A 17,053-nucleotide genomic window follows, 5' to 3' on the forward strand; every position below is an offset into this window, starting at 1 on the left:
TACGGTCGTTCGGGATGGAGCGGCTTTTCGCACGATAAGGCGGAGAAGAAGGGCGGGCCAGTCGCCGGGGGGATCGGTTCGGGTCTCCTTCGCCGGAGGGAGGGGCGATCGCCGTCGGCCGGGTTCGGAAAACCCGGCCCCACGGCCGCCGGGCGCGTTTCCCGGCCGGATGGAACGGTGTTATATGGCCGACTGGAAACCGGCGACCGGACCGGTTTCCTCGGTGTCGAGCAGGCGCCGCAAGGCCTGGCTGAGGCGAGAGTCGTCGACCCGGTCGAGGTCGGCGAGGTTCAAAGAGGTGACGTCAATCAGGCCGTTGCTGAAATCTGTGGCCTTTTCGCTCATCTGGACTCCTGGCGCTTGGAGGCGAGGCCGGCGTCCGTGCCGTTTTCCGCCCGCTCGGCTTACCCGGTCATCCTTCCATGTCCGGCCGGGGGCTCCTAACATCGGGGGACCGGCGACCCGCGCTCACCAAAGAAGTCGGGCGATTTGCTCCCTAAAACATATTTAGTGGCATTGAAACGGGAGTCTGGCCTCTTTGTATGGGTGCGCGCCGTGTTCGGAAGTCTAAACTCATCTCGGATCGGGCGAGTGGAGGCGGTCGCGTGTCCGTTGCACAATCGTCGGAGGGTTCCCGGACACCGGGACGCCAGCCCCAGGTCTGGGGCAAGGTGCCGCAGCAGAACAAGAACTTCACCGGCCGGGAGAGCCTGCTCGAAAGACTGCACGAGTCGGTCACGTCCGACGTCACCGCGGTCGTCCCCCACGCCCTGCACGGCTTCGGCGGAGTGGGCAAGACACACGTGGCCATCGAGTACGCCTGGCGCTTCCGCCACGAGTACGACGTGGTCTGGTGGATTCCGGCGGACCAACCCATACTGGTGCGCTCCTCACTGGCCGGTCTCGCGCCGCACCTCGGCCTGCCGTCCCTGACCACGACCGGGATCGAGGACGCGTTCACCGCCGTGCTCGACGCGCTGCGCAGGGGCAGGCCGTACTCCAAGTGGCTGCTCATCTTCGACAACGCCGAGCAGCCGGAGGAGATCAACGAGATCGTGCCCCGAGGGCCGGGGCACGTGCTGATCACCTCGCGCAACCACTCGTGGGGGAGCGTGGTCGAGACCCTGCCCGTCGACGTGTTCAGCAGGCAGGAGAGCGTCGAGTTCCTCGGCAAGCGGCTGCCGGGGAAGGTCGGCGCCGAGGAGACGGAGCGGTTGGCCGAGGAACTGGGAGATCTGCCGCTGGCCCTCGAACAGGCGGGGGCGTTGCAGGCGGAGACCGGGATGTCGGTCGAGGAGTACTTCCGGCTGCTGCGTGAGCAGACGACCCAGTTGCTCGACGCCAACAAACCCTCGGACTACCCGCTGTCCATGACGGCGGCGTGGTCGCTGTCGGTCTCGCAGCTCCAGGCGAAGCTGCCCGAGGCGGTCGAACTGCTGCGATGCTGCGCCTTCTTCGGTCCCGAGCCCATCCCCAGGGACGTGTTCAAGGGACTGCCCGAGGACCTCGCCTCCGACTCCAAGCTCGGCGCGCTCCTGGCCAACCCGATCCTGCTGAGCAAGGCGATCAGGGAACTCGGCCGCTACGCCCTGGCGCGCATCGACTCGGACGCGCGGACCATCCAGGTCCACCGGCTGGTCCAGGCGCTGCTGCGCGACGGCCTCGACCCCCGAGAGCATCCCGCCTACCGCGACGAGGCGCACCTGCTTCTGGCGGCGGCGGCGCCGGGTCTTCCCGACGACAACGCCCTGTGGCAGGGATACTCCCAGCTGCTGGGGCACGTGACGCCCGCGGACGTGGAGAGCAGCAGCAAGCCCGGCATCCGTGGGTTCGCCCTCGACATGGTGCGCTACCTCTACTCCTCGGGGAGCTACCAGTCGGCCAGTGACCTGGTCGGCCGTCTCATCGAGAGGTGGCGGGCCGACAGCGGTCCCGACGACCAGTACGTGCTCTCCGCGCAGCGGCACTTCGGCATCGTCCTGCGCGAGCTCGGTGACTACCGCGCCTCCTACGAGCTCAACCGCAGGACCCTGGACCGCATGCGGACGATCCTCGGCGAGCAGCACGAGGAGACTCTCCTGCTCACCAACAGCCACGGCGGCGACCTGCGGACCCGGGGAGACTTCGCCGCCGCGCTCAGGCACGATGAGGAGTCCTGGCGCCAGCACGAGATCGTCTTCGGTCCTCGCCACCGCCGGACCCTGCGGGCGATGAACAACCTCTCCATCGACTATCTCCTGCTGGGCAACTACGTCGAGGCGCGCAAACTCCAGGAGAACGCCTACAGATTGCAGAGCCTGGCCAACTCGGACGCCAGCACCTCCAACGTGCTGGCCTCCTGGAACGGCCTCGCCCGTGTCGTCAGGCTCAGCGGGAACTACTCGGAGGCCTGCGACCTCGGTCAGGACGCCTACGAGTTCGGCGTCCAGGAACTGGGCGGCGACCACCCCTGGACCCTGCGGACGGCCAAGGACCTGTCCATCGCCAAACGCAGGGCGGGGCTCACCGACGAGGCCCTGGAGATCGCCCAGCGGACCTTCGAGCGCGAGGAGCGCACCTTCGGCAGGGACCATCCCGACACCCTCGCGGCGGCGCTGTGCCTGGCCAACGCGCAGCGCGCGACGGGGGAGGTCACCGCGGCGCTCGAACTGCTGCGGGACACCGCAGACCGCTACCCCCGCATCTACGGCGGAGACCATCCCTTCAAGTACGGCTGCGACATGAACCTCGCGCTGCTGATACGCGTCAACGGGGACGTCGACGAGGCCGCGGAACTCGACCGCAGATCACTGGCGGGCTTCGACGTGAGACTCGGCAGGGAGCACCACTACTCGCTCACCTGCGCCATCAACCTGGCCAGCGACCTGGCCGCCCAGGGCGACACGCACACCGCCAGAGAGCTGGGCGGACGGACGCTGGAGCAGCTGCGGGCGCTGCTGGGCACCGACCATCCGCTGACCCTGGCCTGCGCCATCAACCTGATCGCGGACCTGCGCGCCGAGGGCGAGCAGGAATGGGCCGACATCCTGGCGGTCGACACCTTCGAGCGCTACCAGCGTGTGCTGACCAACGAGCATCCCGACGTGAAGGTGGCGATGCGCGGTGAGCGGCTCGACTTCGACTTCGACCCGCCCGCGCTGTGACTCACGTGCCCGCAGGAGGGGGCACGGGGGAGATGTCCGCCCGCCCGTTGTTCCTGAGCCAGCGCGCGCGGTGGCGGCTCGCGCGCTCCTCACCGATCGCCCGTGCGCCCGCGGGGACCGGTTCACCCGCCCAGCCGTCGAGCCGGCGCGCCATCTCGGTGACGAAGGTCCTGCCCGGGGCGGTCAGCCTTCCACTGCCGACGAGGGTCCGCGCCACCATGGAGGCGGCCTCACGCCACCGGGAGAACTCGGCGTCCGCGTGCACCCGGGCCTGGCCCGTCTCCAGGTGCCGCTGACGCCGCCAGAAGTCGGTCACCCCCAGATAGGCGTAGGCGCCCTGGAGAAGACCGGGAACCGGGCGGGGATCCTCACGCCAGGGGGCGTAGTAACGCGACCCGTCGTCGGGCATGGTCAGCGGGACGAGGTCGAGAAGGGCCGAGAGCTTGGCGTGCTGGGTCTCGTGCGCCAGGGTGACGGCCAGGGTCGAGGCGTCGGGCGGGGTCGACAGCGCGACGCAGCCGAAGGTCTCCCTGGAGGTCGAGCTCGACTGTCCCAGCGCCGGGGGCCGCAGAGGGGTCAGCACCGTTATGGCCGCGGCCACCTCATCCGCGGTGGTCCGATGGTGGCGGACCAGCAGGCCCCACGCCCTGTGCAGCGTCTCCTGCCAGCGCCTCGCCTCGGCCTGGGTGAGGCGCTCGCCCATGTTCGTGGTCTCCGGCATGCGGTAGGGGTCGATGTCGTCGATGACGACGTTGATCGGGGTGCCGTCCGTCTCCGCGGACAGCTCCCGCATCCCCCGCCATCCGGGGGCGTCCTGTCGGGGGTCGGCGGGAATGCGGACGATCACCCCCTCTGCCGCGACCTCGGCGCACTCCGGATCGCACTGGACCGTCACGCAGGAGACGGTCGGCGACAGGACGGCCTGTCCCAGGGACGGCAGGGTGACCACCCCCTCGACCGCGGGGACGTCGATGTCGCAGGTCGTGCCGGAGCGGATCGCGGCGACCGCGGCGAGCGCGGCGAGCCGGGCGGGGGCGGCCTCCGGATCCCCGGACTCAAGGGCCTTGATCGTACGCCGTGCCCAGGCGCCCACCGCCGGGTGGCGGACGACGGCGTTGACGACGCCGGGGTGCGCGCGCTGGATCGTGGCCAGCAGGTCGTAGGCGCGGCGGGTGGCGGCGGCCTCGGGATGACCGCACGCCCGCGCCGCCTCCAGCACCCCGCGCACGAGGAGGACGTGCTTGCTGTGCTGGGCCGCGGCCAGGCACGTGACGGCCGCGGTCCCGCCGCCGCCCCGGGCGAGCTCGGCGAACATCTCCTCCGGAATCCGGTGTTCACGCAGGTTCATCGTGCTCCTTCGTCTCGCGCTCTCTCGGCTGCGGCTCCCACCCGGGCCGCCAGGTCCTTCTCCACGGTCTTCCTGACGTGCCCGACGAGGCGGAGCAGGTCCGGGCAGTAGACCGACGGGTTGGCGAAGCCGCTGCCCGCGCGGTAACGGTGCGCGTAGAGCCCGCCTCCGCACACCCCGCCCACCGGGCATTGACGGCATTCGGCGGCCAGCGCGAGGGCGCCGATCTGGCGGGCGGCGATCGCGGGCAGCGCGAGAGCGGCGTCGAAGGGGTCGCGGGTCACGTGCAGGCCCGTCTCGGGAGCGCCCTGGTAGGCCGACTTGAGCAGGTCGGACTGTTCGACGCCGCCGTCGGTCTCCACGACCACCATCGCGACCGGGGACAGCCCCACCTGCTCGCTCGCGGAGGAGCCGCCGAGAAGCAGGTGGATGATCTCGCCGAACAGCCGGACGTCCGTGCGCCGGCGCGGCGTACCGTACCAGTGGTCGAACACCCGGATCAGCCAGTCGGCGTACGGTGTGCCGCAGGCGCCCGCCTCCCGGCCGGGCGGGGGCGCCGACCAGTTGCCGTGCGGAAGCAGGAAGTCGACGGCGGGCGGATCGAAGGCGGCGAGGGCCTCGTAGGCGCCGACCGGGTCGTTTCTGAGGTCGACGGTGCACAGCAGGCCGCCGAAGAGATGCCGGAAGTCCGGCGAGGTCAGCAGCCCGAGGGCCGTCATGACCGCCGCGTGGCTGCCCTGGCCGTTGGCGCGGCGGCGGCTGCGGTCGTGCATCGCCTCGTCGCCGTCGAGGCTCACCCCGACCCGGACCCCCAGCTCGTCGAAGAGCCTGAGGTAGCGAAGGTCGAGCAGGGTGGCGTTGGACTGGAGGCTGACCTTCAGGTGGGTGCCGGGAGCCGTCTCCGAGCGGACGCGGGTCACGATCTCGCGGATCGGCTCCGTACCGGCGAGCAGCGGTTCGCCGCCGTGCAGGACGAGTTCGACGGCGTCGAGGTCGTGGGCGCGGACGTGCTCGCCGATTCTCGCCGCCGTGGCGGCGAGGATCTCGGCTGACATGACTTTGGGACGGTCACGCCAGCTTGAATCCGCCATTTCGTACACATAACAGTACTTGCACGCCAAATCACAACGGCTGTGAATCTTGACTACGAACTGGCGGAACGGAGTCGGCTGCCAGCCTCCGGCCGTCAGACCCTCGACATCCAGATTCGAAGGCCACTCGCGCACCGCTGATCAGCCTCCGCTTCGAGACCAGGTCGTGTGACGCCTCAGGGGGATTACAGCATAGGGGAAAGTGCCCGGGGTCATTGAGGAGAGGCGGGCCGAACGCCTGTGCGGAAATTCGCGGCGCTCCGATCGGGACGTGAGCCGCTGTTCGGGATGAAGTTCCCGGTGGGGGTGGAGTTGGCATCGGTAAGTATGTTGTACGGGTATACAGGATATTTCGTAAAATAGAGTGATTTCCGGGCGCCTGGGCCCGTTCTCGGGAAGTGGGCCCCGCGTGCCGCGAGGCCACGGAAGTGGATCCCTCTCTCCGTGGTGAGGTGTCCTCCTCCCCGAGGAAAGCGCCGCCGGCGCCGAAGGTTGATTTACGGGATGGGGTATTACAGAATCGCGTAAGCCACTAAAAGGTGCAGGCTCCCTTGAATAGCGTCGTGGTGTGCTTTTGGTTGACCGAAACCTGAATGTGAGGCGCGATGGGGCGTGAAGATCATATATTCACGGCGTCGAGAAGAGGCCGATCGCTCCCCAGGTCCCGCGTCTCGTTGACCGAACGCCGGGAAAAACTCGAAAACGCCGGGGCCGCGATACGGGGAAGAGGCCTGATGTGAACCCCTCCCGCACCCCCGGACGTTCACGGCGGTCGAGAGGACAGGCGCGGCCGCGTTCCGCCCCTGCCGTACGGCAAGGCGGCGCGCTCCACGGGCGGAGGGGTGCCCTACCGGCGCAAACGCGCCGCCGGGGAGCCGTTTCCGCTGGAATCCCGGTCTTCGAGGTGGTGCCCTAGGTGCACGACATGGGGGAGGCCGAGTGGGAACGACTGCTCGACCAGTTGAAACACGGGGACTGCACACCGTTTCTCGGGTCGGGCGCCTGCGCCGGTGTCCTTCCCACGGGGACGGCGCTCAGCCGGAACATGGCACGCCGGTGGGATTATCCATTCGACAACGACTACGACCTTCCCCGGGTCGCGCAGTTCGCGGCCATGCGTTACGGCGACCCCGTGTACGTCAAACGGCTGGTCTGCCAGGAACTGGACGCCGGGGCGGTCCCCGATTTCCTCGATCCGCTGGAACCGCACAGCCTGCTGGCGAGTTTTCCGCTGCCGGTTTATCTGACGACCAACTACGACGACTTCATCTTCCGGTCGCTTGAGGCGGCGGGGAAAAGCCCCGACGTCGCGGTGTGCGCCTGGAACGACGGGCTCGCATACGCCAAGGACCTCTTCGCCGGGGACGGGAGCGGCCCCCGTCCTGACAGGCCGCTCGTCTACCACCTGCACGGCAGGCTGGGGGACCCGGCCTCGATCGTGCTGGCCGAGGACGACTACCTGGAGTTCGTCGCCAACCTGGCGCTGGACAGCGCGGCCGACGGGCAGCGGATGCTGCCCACCTCGATCCTGGAGGCACTGACCAGGAGGCCCATCCTCTTCATGGGGTACAGCCTGCAGGACTGGACCTTCCGCTTCCTGTTCCACAGCCTGGTGAAGGCGGTGCCCGGCATCAACCGCCGCAGGCACGTGAGCGTGCAGCTCGCGCCGTCCCCCGCCGGCGCGAGGGCCGACATCCTGCAGATCCAGCGGGACGTGGCCCGTTACTACGAGGACTGGCGGATATCCATCTTCTGGGGGACGGCCAGGGATTTCTGCCGCGAGCTGCGACGGCGGATGGGGCCGGTCCCGTGAACCCGGTGGGCGGCGGCCGCCGCCCACCGTCCGCCCGTCAGGACGGCAGCTGGGCGTCCAGGCGGTAGCCGTCGACCGTGACGTACACCTGGTCCCCGGGGCGCGCGTTCAGGCGCATCAGCACCGGCTGCAGGGAGTCGAAGACGGGGTGGTCCCGCCACACCAGCACCACCGCGTTGTCGCCGGGACCGGTGACCGAGAGCAGGGTGCCCGGACGCATGCCGAGCTGGGTGGCGTACCCCTCGGGCACCGCGACCGGGGCGCCGCGCAGGTGCTCGCTGGTCACCTCTATCCGCTGCCAGCGGCTCGGGTCGGTGGCCGGGCTGGTCGGCGGGTGGAGCGGGGCGCGCTGGCTGGTGATGAGGTGGGGCCTGGTGTTGCCGGACAGGGCCGACAGCGTGGCCAGGGCGGCACGGGGGTCGATGGCGTTGGCGTTCACCTGCGGGATCGGCTGGCCGCCCCGGTGGTGGTGGTGCCCGTTGGCCCCGGGGGTACGGCGGGGCAGCTGCCTGTTGCCGGGCTCCGCGGCGGCGTCGGGGACGGCCGAGCCCCGCTCCGCGCTGGCGGCCAGGGCGTCGAGCCAGGCCTGCGCGGAGTGGGTGCGGATGCCGAGCCGCTGCTCCATCAGCGAGACCGTCTCGGAGTCGGCCGGTTTGCCGCCCATGAGCTGCCGGGTGCGGTCCCGCAGGCCGCCCAGGTCACCGACGACGAGCCAGCCGTCCTGGAGCCGCCGGTCGGGCATGAGGGTGACCAGCACCCGCCACAGCGGGGTGCGCAGTGTGGGCACCTCGATGGGGTGGGCCGGGTCGGCACCGATGAGCTGCTCCTGGGTGGCGGCGGCGCCGAGCCACTCGGTGAGCCCGAACATGTGGCCGGTGAGCGGGGCCGACTCCGAGGAGCGCAGCCACAGCAGGATGCGTTCCTCGGCGGCGCGCTGGGCGACCGACAGCGCGCCGAGGTCGGCGTTGAGCTTGTGGGCGAGGGCACGCAGGCTGATCGGGTCGACGGCGAACAGGCGGTCGACGGCGACCGCGCGTTCGAGAGGGCCCCAGTCGCGGAACATGTTGTCCACCAGGCCGACCAGCGGGTAGTCGCTGAGCCTGACCTGCGGCTCGGGCGCGGGGGCCTGCTGGGGTACGGCGGGTGCCTGCGGCTCCTGCTGCTCGGCCTGCGCGGGTGCCCCTGCCGACGCCTCCGCGGGTGTCGCTGCGGGTGCCTCCGCGGTGGGCCGTTCCGCCTGCGCGGACGACTCGGCGGCCGGGGGGACGGCGATCCCGGGGATCTGGCTGAGCACCTCACGGAAGACCGCGGTCATCACGGTCTCCGGGGTGGTGGGCAGGGAGGAGCCGCCCAGGTCTCCCGCGGTCAGGCGGCGCAGCCTCGACCAGCCGCCGAGGCCGGTGATCGCCGCGCGGGCGGGTTCCGGCCAGCCGGGCAGCGTGGGATCGACGGTGTGCACGTGCAGGGCCGGCAGGACGTCGCTCAGGGGAAGGTGGTCCCATCTGGACATCGAGAGCCGGGCCAGCCGGTCGCAGACCCAGTCGAGTCCGGCCGAGTTCAGGGCCTTGGGCAGGGTGACCGAGGACCACCATCCCGCGGGCAGGCGGGGATCGGCCAGGGCTTCGGCGACCTGCTGTGCTCTGCTCCAGCGCAGGGCCGGGACCAGATCGCTCAGGCAGATCGATGACTCGGCATCCATCGGCGGACCGCAACCTCCCCAAAGTGACACATGTGGCTAATGGTGCAGCCTACGCCGCAAGCTATCAATTAGCATGAGAGTGGGTAAAGCCGGTGGACGCCAAACCAGACGTGAGAATACGCGGCCGACCGCCGACCGCTGTCACGGCCTCGGCTCCGGCGCGGCGTCCCGCGTCCAGCGCGGCCTCGTCGTCGTCCCCTCTCAGGAGGGCGGTCAGCAGACCGGCGGCGAACGCGTCACCCGCTCCCGTCGAGTCAACCACTTCCGCGGTGAGTCCGGGAAGCCGTGCGGTCAACTTTCCTCTCCGCGCCAGCAACGCCCCCCCGGGGCCCAGCTTGACCGCCGCGGCGCCGTAGCGCAGGCTCAGCCGGCCCGCGGCGCTCTCCGGGTCGTCCGCGCCGGTCAGCAGCAGGGCCTCGTCCAGGTTCGGGATGACCAGCTGGGCGGCCGAGGTCTCCCTGATGAACCGCTCGGGGCCGAAGGAGCGCAGGAAACCGGTGGAGGCCGGGTCCACGCTGATCGACACGCCGCTCCGCACGGCCTGCTCCAGGGCGAGCCTGGACAGCTGCAGGCCCGGTTCGGCGAACAGGGTGTAGCCGGACAGGTGCAGGTGGCCGACCCCGTCGAGCAGGTCCTCCTCCCAGTCGTCGGCGCAGATGTGCCCGCCGGCGCCCCGGTTGGTGAGCATGGACCGCTCACCCGTCGGATCGACCATGGCGATGACCACGGCGGTCGGGCGCTCGGGATCGACGCGCAGGTGCGTCCTGACCCCGCCGCGGCGCAGTTCCGCGGCGTGCCACTCCCCGGTGTCGTACCCGACCCTGGTCAGGATCCGCGCGTCCGCGCCCAGATGGGCGGCCCAGGAGGCGGTGTTGGCCCCCGAGCCCCCCGGGCGCAGCACGATGTCGGCGGCGGTGTCCGTGCCGACGGCCAGTCCGGAGAGCGCCGGACCCTCGTGCAGCGCGACGACGTCGGTGACGACGTCACCTATGACGAGCAGACCCGATCCGGCCACGATCGCCTCAGTTTCCCCGGCTCCAGGCCACCGCGATCCGTCCCGCGAGGCGGACGTTGCCGCGCACCGCGGCCAGGTTCGCCTCAAGCGAGGCGCCGTCCGTCCCCTTGACCAGGTACTCCAGCAGGAACGGGGTGATGGCCTGGCCGGTCACCCCGCGCTGCCGCGCCTGCGCGAGCGCCTCGGCCAGGACCCGGTCGTGCAGGGCCGGGTCGAGCTGCTCGTCCACCGGGACCGGGTTGGCCACGATCAGCGCGGACTCGGGCCCGTCGAGCGCGTCCTGGGCCCGCATGATCTCCGCGGCCTGCTCGGGCGTCTCGATGCGCCAGTCGACGGGCCGGCCGGAGGTGTGCAGGTAGAAACCGGGGAACTCGCCGGTGCGGAAGCCCGCGACGCCGACGCCCCGGGTCTCCAGGCGCTGCAGGGTCGCAGGCACGTCCAGGATCGACTTCACGCCCGCGCAGACGACGGTGATCCGCGTACGGCTCAGCGTGTCGAGGTCGGCGGACTCGTCCTGGGTCTCGGTCCACTCACGGTGCACTCCGCCGAGCCCGCCGGTGGCGAAGACGCGGATGCCCGCCCTGGCGGCCAGGAAGGAGGTCGCCGAGACCGTCGTGGCGCCGCTTGAGCCGAGCGCGGCGGCGACCGCCAGGTCGCGGAAGCCGAGCTTGCGCAGGCCGGGCTCGGTGGCGATCCGTTCGAGGCCGTCCTTGTCCAGGCCGATCCGCGCCACGCCGTCGAGCACCGCGATCGTCGCGGGTACGGCCCCGGCCTCGCGGACGAGCCCCTCAAGTTCCCGCGCGACCTCCAGGTTGCGGGGCTGGGGCAGGCCGTGCGAGATGATCGTGGACTCCAGCGCCACGACCGGGGCGCCCTGCGCCAGTGCCTCGGCCACCTCGTCGGATGGGCGGAGCACGCTGTCGATGGGCTGCTCGGTGGTACGCATGAGCGGGTTCTGTCTCCTCGTCCTGCCTGGATGGCTGCTCAGTGGAACCGGGTAAAGAAGCTGCTTGTTCCAGAAAGAGCACGTTACGGGGGATATCGGATGGCGTCTACCGGGACATCAGCCGATGGCGAGGACGCCGATCAGTGAGATAGCGCCGATGACAGCGGTCGCCAGCCCGCCGAGGGCCAGGGAACGGCCACCGCGCGCCAGCGTCCTGAGATCCACCCCGGTCCCCAGCGCGAAGAGCGCCGCCGCCAGCGACAGCGCGGTCACCTGGGGGACGATCTCGACGACCCCGACGGGGACGACTCCCAGGCTCCTGACCGCGACCGCCGCCAGGAAACCCAGCACGAACAGCGGCACCAGCGGCGGGCGCCGTACCCCGCTCCGGTCACGGCTGCGGTCACAGGCCGGGCGGCGCAGGGTGAGGGAGGTGAAGGCGACGAGCGGGGCGAGCAGCGCGACCCTGGCCAGCTTGACCATGACAGCGCAGGCGAGCACCCCGCCCCCGGCGGTCGCGCCTATGGCCGCGACCTGGGCGACCTCGTGCACCGAGGCGCCCGCCCACAGGCCGAGCCCGTACGGCGAGAGCCCGGCGAGCCGCGCGACCACGGGCAGGACGACGAGGGCGGCGCTGCCGTACAGGACGACGACGCCGACCGCGCCTGCCACGTCGTCGTCGTCTCCGTCGGCCACCTCATGCATGGCGGCGACCGCCGCGGCGCCGCAGACCGAGACGCCGGTGGCGATGAGCAGCGACCTGCGCGGGCTCACCCCCATTCGCGGGCCGATCCACCGGGTGAGGGCGAACGTGCAGACCGTCGAGACGGCGACCAGCGCCAGGGGCCGCCAGCCGAGCGCCAGCACCTCGGGCAGCGCGACCTGCAGTCCGAGCACCACGATCGCCAGGCGGAGCAGCCTGCGGGAGGCGAAGCGCAGGCCCGCGCCGAACACGGCGGGCGGTGTGGTGAGGCTGCCCAGCGCGACCCCGAGCACCACCGCGACCACGGCCGGGCTCACCCCGGGCAGCGCGCGGCCCGCCCACTGGGCGACGGCCACGGCGCACGCCGTCAGGGCCAGGCCGGGCAGGAGACGCAGGACCGCCACGACCTGGGGCGGGCCCGCGAGGAGTCCGGCAGGGGGCCGGTGGCGAGGGGAGGCGGAGAGCGGGAAGAGGGACATGTTCCGAGTCTCAAACCGGACAGGGGTGGCCGGTAGCCGCGCTCTACCTGGAAGGTCATAGCCTAGGGCTATGAGTGACCTGCCCGACCTGGAGTCCCTGCGGCTGCTCGTCGACGTCGAACGCCTGGGAAGTCTCGGCCAGGCGGCGAGGGCGGTGGGCATCGCCCAGCCGTCGGCGAGCAAGCGGATCATGCTGCTTGAGCGCCGCCTCGGGCTGCCCCTGCTCGAACGCACCCCGCGCGGCTCGACCCTCACCCCGCAGGGCGTGATGATCGCGGCCTGGGCGTCGCAGGTGCTGGCCGCCGCGGAGGAACTCATGCGCGGCGCGCGAGCCGTACGGCACGGCAGGGAGGCCCATCTGCACATCGCGGCGAGCATGACCGTGGCCGAGTACCTCCTGCCGCGCTGGCTCGGGGAGTTGCAGACCCGCGAGCCCCAGGTGCAGGTCGGGCTGGACGTGCAGAACTCGGCGGAGGTCGCCAGGCTGGTCGGCGCGGGCATCGAGCTGGGCTTCGTCGAGGGTCCCTCGGTCCCGCAGGGACTGGCCTCCAGGGTGGTCGCGGCCGACCGGCTCGTCGTCGTGGTCGCGCCCGGCCATCCGTGGGCGCGCCGCCGTACGGCGCTGCTGGCGGCCGAGCTCGCGGCGACGCCGCTGGTCGTCCGCGAGCGGGGCTCGGGGACCAGGGAGACCCTGGACCGCGCGCTGGCCGGGCACGAGGTGGCCGCGCCCCGGCTCGAACTCGGCTCCAACGCCGCGGTCAAGGGGGCGGCCGGTGAGGGGGCCGCCCCGGCGGTGCTCAGCGGCTACGCCGTCGAGGGCGAGCTGGCCACCGGACGCCTGATCGAGGTCGTGACGAAGGGCATCGACCTCGAACGCCGGTTGCGCGCGATCTGGCGGCGGGGCCGTACGCCGACGGGACCGGCGGCGACGCTGCTGAGGATCAGCCTGGCGACCGCACGGGAGTGAGGCGTTCCCTTCGCCGTGCGGCTCCGGGAAGGGTGCCCGGCCCTGGTATGGGCGCCGGAGCGCCGCGGGCGAGTCGGCCGCCCCACTCGGCGAACAAAACCATCTACCTGCTGAATTAGCCCTCTTATATAGATTCGCCGGACATTTATTGCCATTATGCACTTTCTGGTTTATGTCATACCTTGACGGCTATTGCCCTCGTCCCTACTTTCATGTGGTAAGTGGAGTGGCTCGGTCCGTGAGGAGTAAGCCTTATGACCCAGAGTTTCCCCGTTCCCCGTACCTGTCCGTACGCGCCGCCGCCCGAGTACGCGCGTCTCCGGGAGGAGGGTCCGCTGGTCAGGGCGGAACTTCCCGGCGGCCAGGTCTGGCTTGTGACCCGGCACAGCGAGGCGCAGCAGGTTCTCATCGACCCCCGAATCAGCACTAATCCAACCAATCCGGGACATCCGATGGCCGCCCTGGTGATCGAATCCCCTTCCGAGGAGGAACTGCGCTTTCGGGAAAAGTATCAGCAGGGACATTTCGGTGATATGGATCCGCCCGGGCACACTCTCTACCGGCGGCTGCTGATCCCCGAGTTCACCGTCCGGCAGGTCAAGGAGATGCGCCCCGGCATTCAGGAGGACGTCGACCGGCTCATCGACGACATGCTCAAGCAGGGCTCCTCCGCCGACCTCGTCGAGGCGTTCGCGCTGGCCGTGCCGTCGCTGACGATCTGCAGGATGCTCGGGCTGCCCGAGGCGGGCGGCGACTTCTTCCGCGACCGGATGAACACGATGATCGCCGTCGGCAGCAGCTCGACGCAGGAGGCCGTCACGGCGGCCGCGGAGGTCTGGGAGTATCTCGACGTCCTGGTCACCAAGGCCGAGCGGGAGCCGGGCGACAACCTCGTCGGGCGGCTCGTGACGGCCGCCGCGCAGAGCGAGGAGATCTCCCACGACGCCCTGGTCGGCATGACGATCCAGCTGCTCGTGGCGGGGCACGAGACCACGGCCAACATGATCTCGCTCGGCGTTCTGACGCTGCTGCGCAACCCCGGTCATCTCGCCGCGCTGCGCGACGACCCGGCGGGCTGGCCGACGGCGGTGGAGGAACTGCTGCGCTATCTCTCGATCGTGGACTGGGTGGGCTTCGACCGGGTCGCGACCGAGGACGTGGAGATCGGCGGCCAGGTCGTCAGGGCGGGTGAGGGCCTGTTCGTCCTGGGCGCCTCGGCCAACCGGGACGCCCGCGTCTTCGACCGGCCCGACGACCTGGACCTCCGGCGCGGCGCGCGCAACCACATGGCGTTCGGGTACGGCGTGCACCAGTGCCTCGGGCAGAACCTCGTCCGCGCCGAGCTGGAGATCGCCTACCGCACCCTCTTCGAACGGATTCCCGGCCTGCGCGTGGTGGGCGCCGACGACGACCTGCCGTTCAAGTACGCCGGTGCGATCTTCGGCGTCCGTGAGCTGCCGGTGGCGTGGTGAACGCGAGGATCGTCGTCGACAGGGAGCGCTGCGTCGGCGCGGGGCAGTGCGTGCTCGCCGCGCCGGAGGTCTTCGACTCCGGTGACGACGGTCTGGTCAGGGTGGTGGGCGACACCGAGACCGAGACCGGTACCGCCGTCGCCGACGGCATCCGTCACGCGGTACGGCTCTGCCCGGCCAGGGCGCTCAGCCTGCGTGAGGACGGCTGAGGTCCTCATCCGTCTCTCATGAGAGCGGTCTACCGTTGGGGGCATGGGCGACGGTGAGACGGCGCGGGTGCTGGTCGTTGACGACGAGCCCGCGCTGAGGGAGGCGCTGCAGAGCAGCCTGGAGTTCGAGGGTTACCGGGTCGGCCTGGCCCAGGACGGTCAGGCCGCACTCGACGTCCTGCGGCGGGAGCCGTACGAGCTGGTCCTGCTCGACGTGATGATGCCGAGACTGGACGGGCTGACCGCCTGCCGCAGGCTCAGGGCGGCGGGCAACCACGTGCCGGTGCTCATGCTCACCGCCCGCGACGCCGTCGGGGACCGGGTCTCCGGGCTGGACGCGGGGGCCGACGACTACCTGGTCAAGCCGTTCGAACTGGACGAGCTGCTGGCCAGGGTCAGGGCGCTGCTGCGACGCGGGGCGCTGGCCGCCTCCGCCGCGCACGACGACGGCGACGCCGTGCTCGGCTACGGCGACCTGCGGATGGACACCGCCAGCCGGGAGGTGTCCAGGGCGGGCGAAGCGCTCGAACTGACCAGGACCGAGTACCTCCTGCTCGAACTGTTCATGCTCCACCCCCGCCAGGTGCTCACCCGTGACCAGATCCTCAGCCAGGTCTGGGGCTTCGACTTCGAGCCCTCCTCCAACTCCCTCGACGTCTACGTCATGTACCTGCGCCGCAAGACCGAGAGCTCCGGGCTGCCCCGCGTGATCCACACCGTCCGCGGCGTCGGCTACGTGCTGCGGGCCTCCTGAGCCGTGAGAGGGAAACGCCGCTCCCTGCGCTCCAGGCTCACCCTGCTGGTCGCGACGGCGGTCGCGGTCGCGATCGCGGTGTGCGCGGCCGTCTGCTGGTTCATCGTCAGGTCCGAGCTGCTCGACCAGATGGAACGCTCCCTGAACGCGCCCAAGGGCCCCCAGGGCAACGAGTGGATCGAACGCAGCTGCGCGAGCCCCCCTCCCGAGCACCAGCCGCCCTTCCCCCGCTTCCAGCTCCTGCAGGCGATCGACACCGGCGGCGTCAGGTGCGTCATCGGCTACACCGGGGTCCGGCTCGTGCCGGGCGACCAGGCCGTGGCGAAGGCGCCGGAGGGGACGCAGCACTTCCGCGACGGCGTGACGGACGAGGGCGCCCCGGTCCTGGTGCTCGTCAGGAGCGTCGGCTCGGGGCTGGCGGTGATGGAGTCCCGGCCGCTGGCGGAGTTCCAGTCGACCCTCACCACGCTCGCCTGGATACTGGCCGGGGTCGCCGCGCTCGGCGTGGTCGGCGCGGCCTCGGCCGGTCTGTTCGTCTCCCGTACGGCGCTGCGCCCGGTCGGCCGCCTCGCGGAGGCCGTCGAACACGTCGCCAGGACCGAGGACCTGCAGACCCGCCTCCCGGTCGAGGGAACCGACGAGATCGCCCGCCTCGGCGCCTCCTTCAACGCGATGACCACCGCCCTGGCCGCCTCCCGCGAGCGCCAGCGCAGGCTGGTCGCCGACGCCGGGCACGAGCTGCGCACGCCGCTCACCAGCCTGCGCACCAACATCGACCTGCTGCTGCGCAGCGAGAACACCGGCCGCCCGCTCGGGGCCGCCCCGAAACGCAGGCTGCTGGCCGGTCTCAAGGCCCAGTTCGAGGAGATGTCCACGCTGGTCGGAGACCTGTTGCAGCTGTCGCGCTCGGAGAGCGAGCACGAACCGCACGTCGAGGTCGCCTTCCACGAGGTGGTCGAGACCGCCGTGCGCAGGGCCAGGCTGCGGGCCCAGGAGAGCCCGATCCGGGTCGAGCTCGAACCGTGGTACGTGCGGGGGGAGCGGGCCGCCCTGGAACGCGCCGTGGTCAACCTGCTCGACAACGCGGTGAAGTTCTCCGAGGGCCCGGTCCTGGTACGGCTCGCGGCGGGGGAGCTGTCCGTCAGGGACCACGGCCCCGGCATAGCGGGGGAGGACCTGCCCTACGTCTTCGACCGGTTCTGGCGCTCCTCGTCGGCCAGGAGCATGCCGGGCTCCGGGCTGGGACTGGCCATCGTGGCGCAGGCCGTACGGGACGCCGGGGGAGAGGTCGTCCTGGAGAACGCGGAGGACGGCGGTGTCCTGGCCAGGGTACGGCTTCCCGGCTCCCCGGGATCGGCCTGACCCGGGCTCTCGACCCACCACTTGTCCCGAAATTTCCTGAAAAGTCCCGAGA

At 70.9% G+C, this 17,053-nt stretch carries 14 protein-coding genes; 7 read left to right on the forward strand and 7 right to left on the reverse strand.

Annotated elements, in window-relative coordinates:
* Positions 1-180 precede the first annotated feature (180 nt).
* Entirely contained in the window at positions 181-345 is a 165-nt protein-coding gene (gene fxsA, locus ABT340_RS16270) for an FxSxx-COOH cyclophane-containing RiPP peptide (RefSeq protein ID WP_352011547.1), read from the reverse strand.
* A 260-nt stretch (positions 346-605) separates the two neighbouring features.
* Here fxsA and fxsT point away from each other — a divergent pair, with 260 nt between their 5' ends.
* Positions 606-3,143, forward strand: a complete 2,538-nt coding sequence (fxsT, locus tag ABT340_RS16275) for an FxSxx-COOH system tetratricopeptide repeat protein (protein WP_352011548.1) — start codon at positions 606-608, stop codon at positions 3,141-3,143.
* 1 nt (position 3,144) lies between these two features.
* Here fxsT and ABT340_RS16280 read toward each other — a convergent pair whose 3' ends face one another.
* Together ABT340_RS16280 and ABT340_RS16285 are read right to left on the reverse strand one after the other, a co-directional pair.
* Positions 3,145-4,491, reverse strand: coding sequence for an HEXXH motif domain-containing protein (locus tag ABT340_RS16280; protein WP_352011549.1), 1,347 nt, complete (start codon positions 4,489-4,491; stop codon positions 3,145-3,147).
* Positions 4,488-5,717: an FxsB family cyclophane-forming radical SAM/SPASM peptide maturase gene (locus ABT340_RS16285; RefSeq protein WP_352011550.1), complete on the reverse strand. Its 1,230-nt coding sequence runs from the start codon at positions 5,715-5,717 to the stop codon at positions 4,488-4,490. Before ABT340_RS16285 ends, ABT340_RS16280 begins: the two co-directional genes overlap by 4 nt.
* A 790-nt stretch (positions 5,718-6,507) precedes the next feature.
* Between ABT340_RS16285 and ABT340_RS16290 the strand changes: the two genes are divergently transcribed.
* Complete coding sequence (locus ABT340_RS16290; protein ID WP_352011728.1) at positions 6,508-7,395, forward strand: SIR2 family NAD-dependent protein deacylase; 888 nt, start codon at positions 6,508-6,510, stop codon at positions 7,393-7,395.
* Positions 7,396-7,432: 37 nt separating this feature from the next.
* On the opposite strand, the gene ABT340_RS16295 is transcribed toward ABT340_RS16290, so the two are convergent.
* The 4 genes from ABT340_RS16295 to ABT340_RS16310 all read right to left on the reverse strand — a co-directional run bounded on the left by ABT340_RS16295 (position 7,433) and on the right by ABT340_RS16310 (position 12,237).
* Positions 7,433-9,094 carry a hypothetical protein gene (locus tag ABT340_RS16295; protein WP_352011551.1) on the reverse strand — a complete coding sequence of 554 codons (1,662 nt, stop codon included), beginning with the start codon at positions 9,092-9,094 and terminating at the stop codon, positions 7,433-7,435.
* Between the two features lie 64 nt (positions 9,095-9,158).
* Positions 9,159-10,109, reverse strand: a complete 951-nt coding sequence (locus ABT340_RS16300) for a carbohydrate kinase family protein (protein WP_352011552.1) — start codon at positions 10,107-10,109, stop codon at positions 9,159-9,161.
* A gap of 7 nt (positions 10,110-10,116) precedes the next feature.
* Complete coding sequence (locus ABT340_RS16305) at positions 10,117-11,055, reverse strand: pseudouridine-5'-phosphate glycosidase (protein WP_352011553.1); 939 nt, start codon at positions 11,053-11,055, stop codon at positions 10,117-10,119.
* A gap of 117 nt (positions 11,056-11,172) precedes the next feature.
* Complete coding sequence (locus ABT340_RS16310; protein WP_352011554.1) at positions 11,173-12,237, reverse strand: YeiH family protein; 1,065 nt, start codon at positions 12,235-12,237, stop codon at positions 11,173-11,175.
* Positions 12,238-12,307: 70 nt separating this feature from the next.
* Here ABT340_RS16310 and ABT340_RS16315 point away from each other — a divergent pair, with 70 nt between their 5' ends.
* The 5 genes from ABT340_RS16315 (at position 12,308) to ABT340_RS16335 (ending at position 17,001) form a co-directional block, all read left to right on the forward strand.
* Positions 12,308-13,204 carry a LysR family transcriptional regulator gene (locus ABT340_RS16315; RefSeq protein ID WP_352011555.1) on the forward strand — a complete coding sequence of 299 codons (897 nt, stop codon included), beginning with the start codon at positions 12,308-12,310 and terminating at the stop codon, positions 13,202-13,204.
* A gap of 254 nt (positions 13,205-13,458) precedes the next feature.
* On the forward strand, positions 13,459-14,676 hold the full coding sequence (locus tag ABT340_RS16320; RefSeq protein WP_352011556.1) for a cytochrome P450: 1,218 nt from the start codon (positions 13,459-13,461) through the stop codon (positions 14,674-14,676).
* Entirely contained in the window at positions 14,673-14,885 is a 213-nt protein-coding gene (locus tag ABT340_RS16325) for a ferredoxin (protein WP_352011557.1), read from the forward strand. Before ABT340_RS16320 ends, ABT340_RS16325 begins: the two co-directional genes overlap by 4 nt.
* A gap of 43 nt (positions 14,886-14,928) precedes the next feature.
* Positions 14,929-15,639, forward strand: a complete 711-nt coding sequence (locus tag ABT340_RS16330; protein WP_352011558.1) for a response regulator transcription factor — start codon at positions 14,929-14,931, stop codon at positions 15,637-15,639.
* A gap of 3 nt (positions 15,640-15,642) precedes the next feature.
* The gene (locus ABT340_RS16335; RefSeq protein WP_352011559.1) at positions 15,643-17,001 is read left to right on the forward strand and encodes a sensor histidine kinase; all 1,359 of its coding nucleotides are present in this window, start codon (positions 15,643-15,645) and stop codon (positions 16,999-17,001) included.
* The last annotated feature ends 52 nt before the right edge of the window (positions 17,002-17,053 follow it).

It is taken from the genome of Streptosporangium sp. NPDC000239 (genome assembly GCF_040300765.1).
Lineage (GTDB): Bacteria > Actinomycetota > Actinomycetes > Streptosporangiales > Streptosporangiaceae > Streptosporangium.

What these genes read in the sequence shown, in the direction of transcription:
- fxsA (WP_352011547.1), bottom strand. Translation starts at nt 345, where the DNA reads ATGAGCGAAAAGGCCACAGATTTCAGCAACGGCCTGATTGACGTCACC.
- ABT340_RS16280 (WP_352011549.1), bottom strand. Translation starts at nt 4,491, where the DNA reads ATGAACCTGCGTGAACACCGGATTCCGGAGGAGATGTTCGCCGAGCTC.
- ABT340_RS16290 (WP_352011728.1), top strand. Translation starts at nt 6,508, where the DNA reads ATGGGGGAGGCCGAGTGGGAACGACTGCTCGACCAGTTGAAACACGGG.
- ABT340_RS16295 (WP_352011551.1), bottom strand. Translation starts at nt 9,094, where the DNA reads ATGGATGCCGAGTCATCGATCTGCCTGAGCGATCTGGTCCCGGCCCTG.
- ABT340_RS16305 (WP_352011553.1), bottom strand. Translation starts at nt 11,055, where the DNA reads ATGCGTACCACCGAGCAGCCCATCGACAGCGTGCTCCGCCCATCCGAC.
- ABT340_RS16310 (WP_352011554.1), bottom strand. Translation starts at nt 12,237, where the DNA reads ATGTCCCTCTTCCCGCTCTCCGCCTCCCCTCGCCACCGGCCCCCTGCC.
- ABT340_RS16315 (WP_352011555.1), top strand. Translation starts at nt 12,308, where the DNA reads ATGAGTGACCTGCCCGACCTGGAGTCCCTGCGGCTGCTCGTCGACGTC.
- ABT340_RS16320 (WP_352011556.1), top strand. Translation starts at nt 13,459, where the DNA reads ATGACCCAGAGTTTCCCCGTTCCCCGTACCTGTCCGTACGCGCCGCCG.
- ABT340_RS16330 (WP_352011558.1), top strand. Translation starts at nt 14,929, where the DNA reads ATGGGCGACGGTGAGACGGCGCGGGTGCTGGTCGTTGACGACGAGCCC.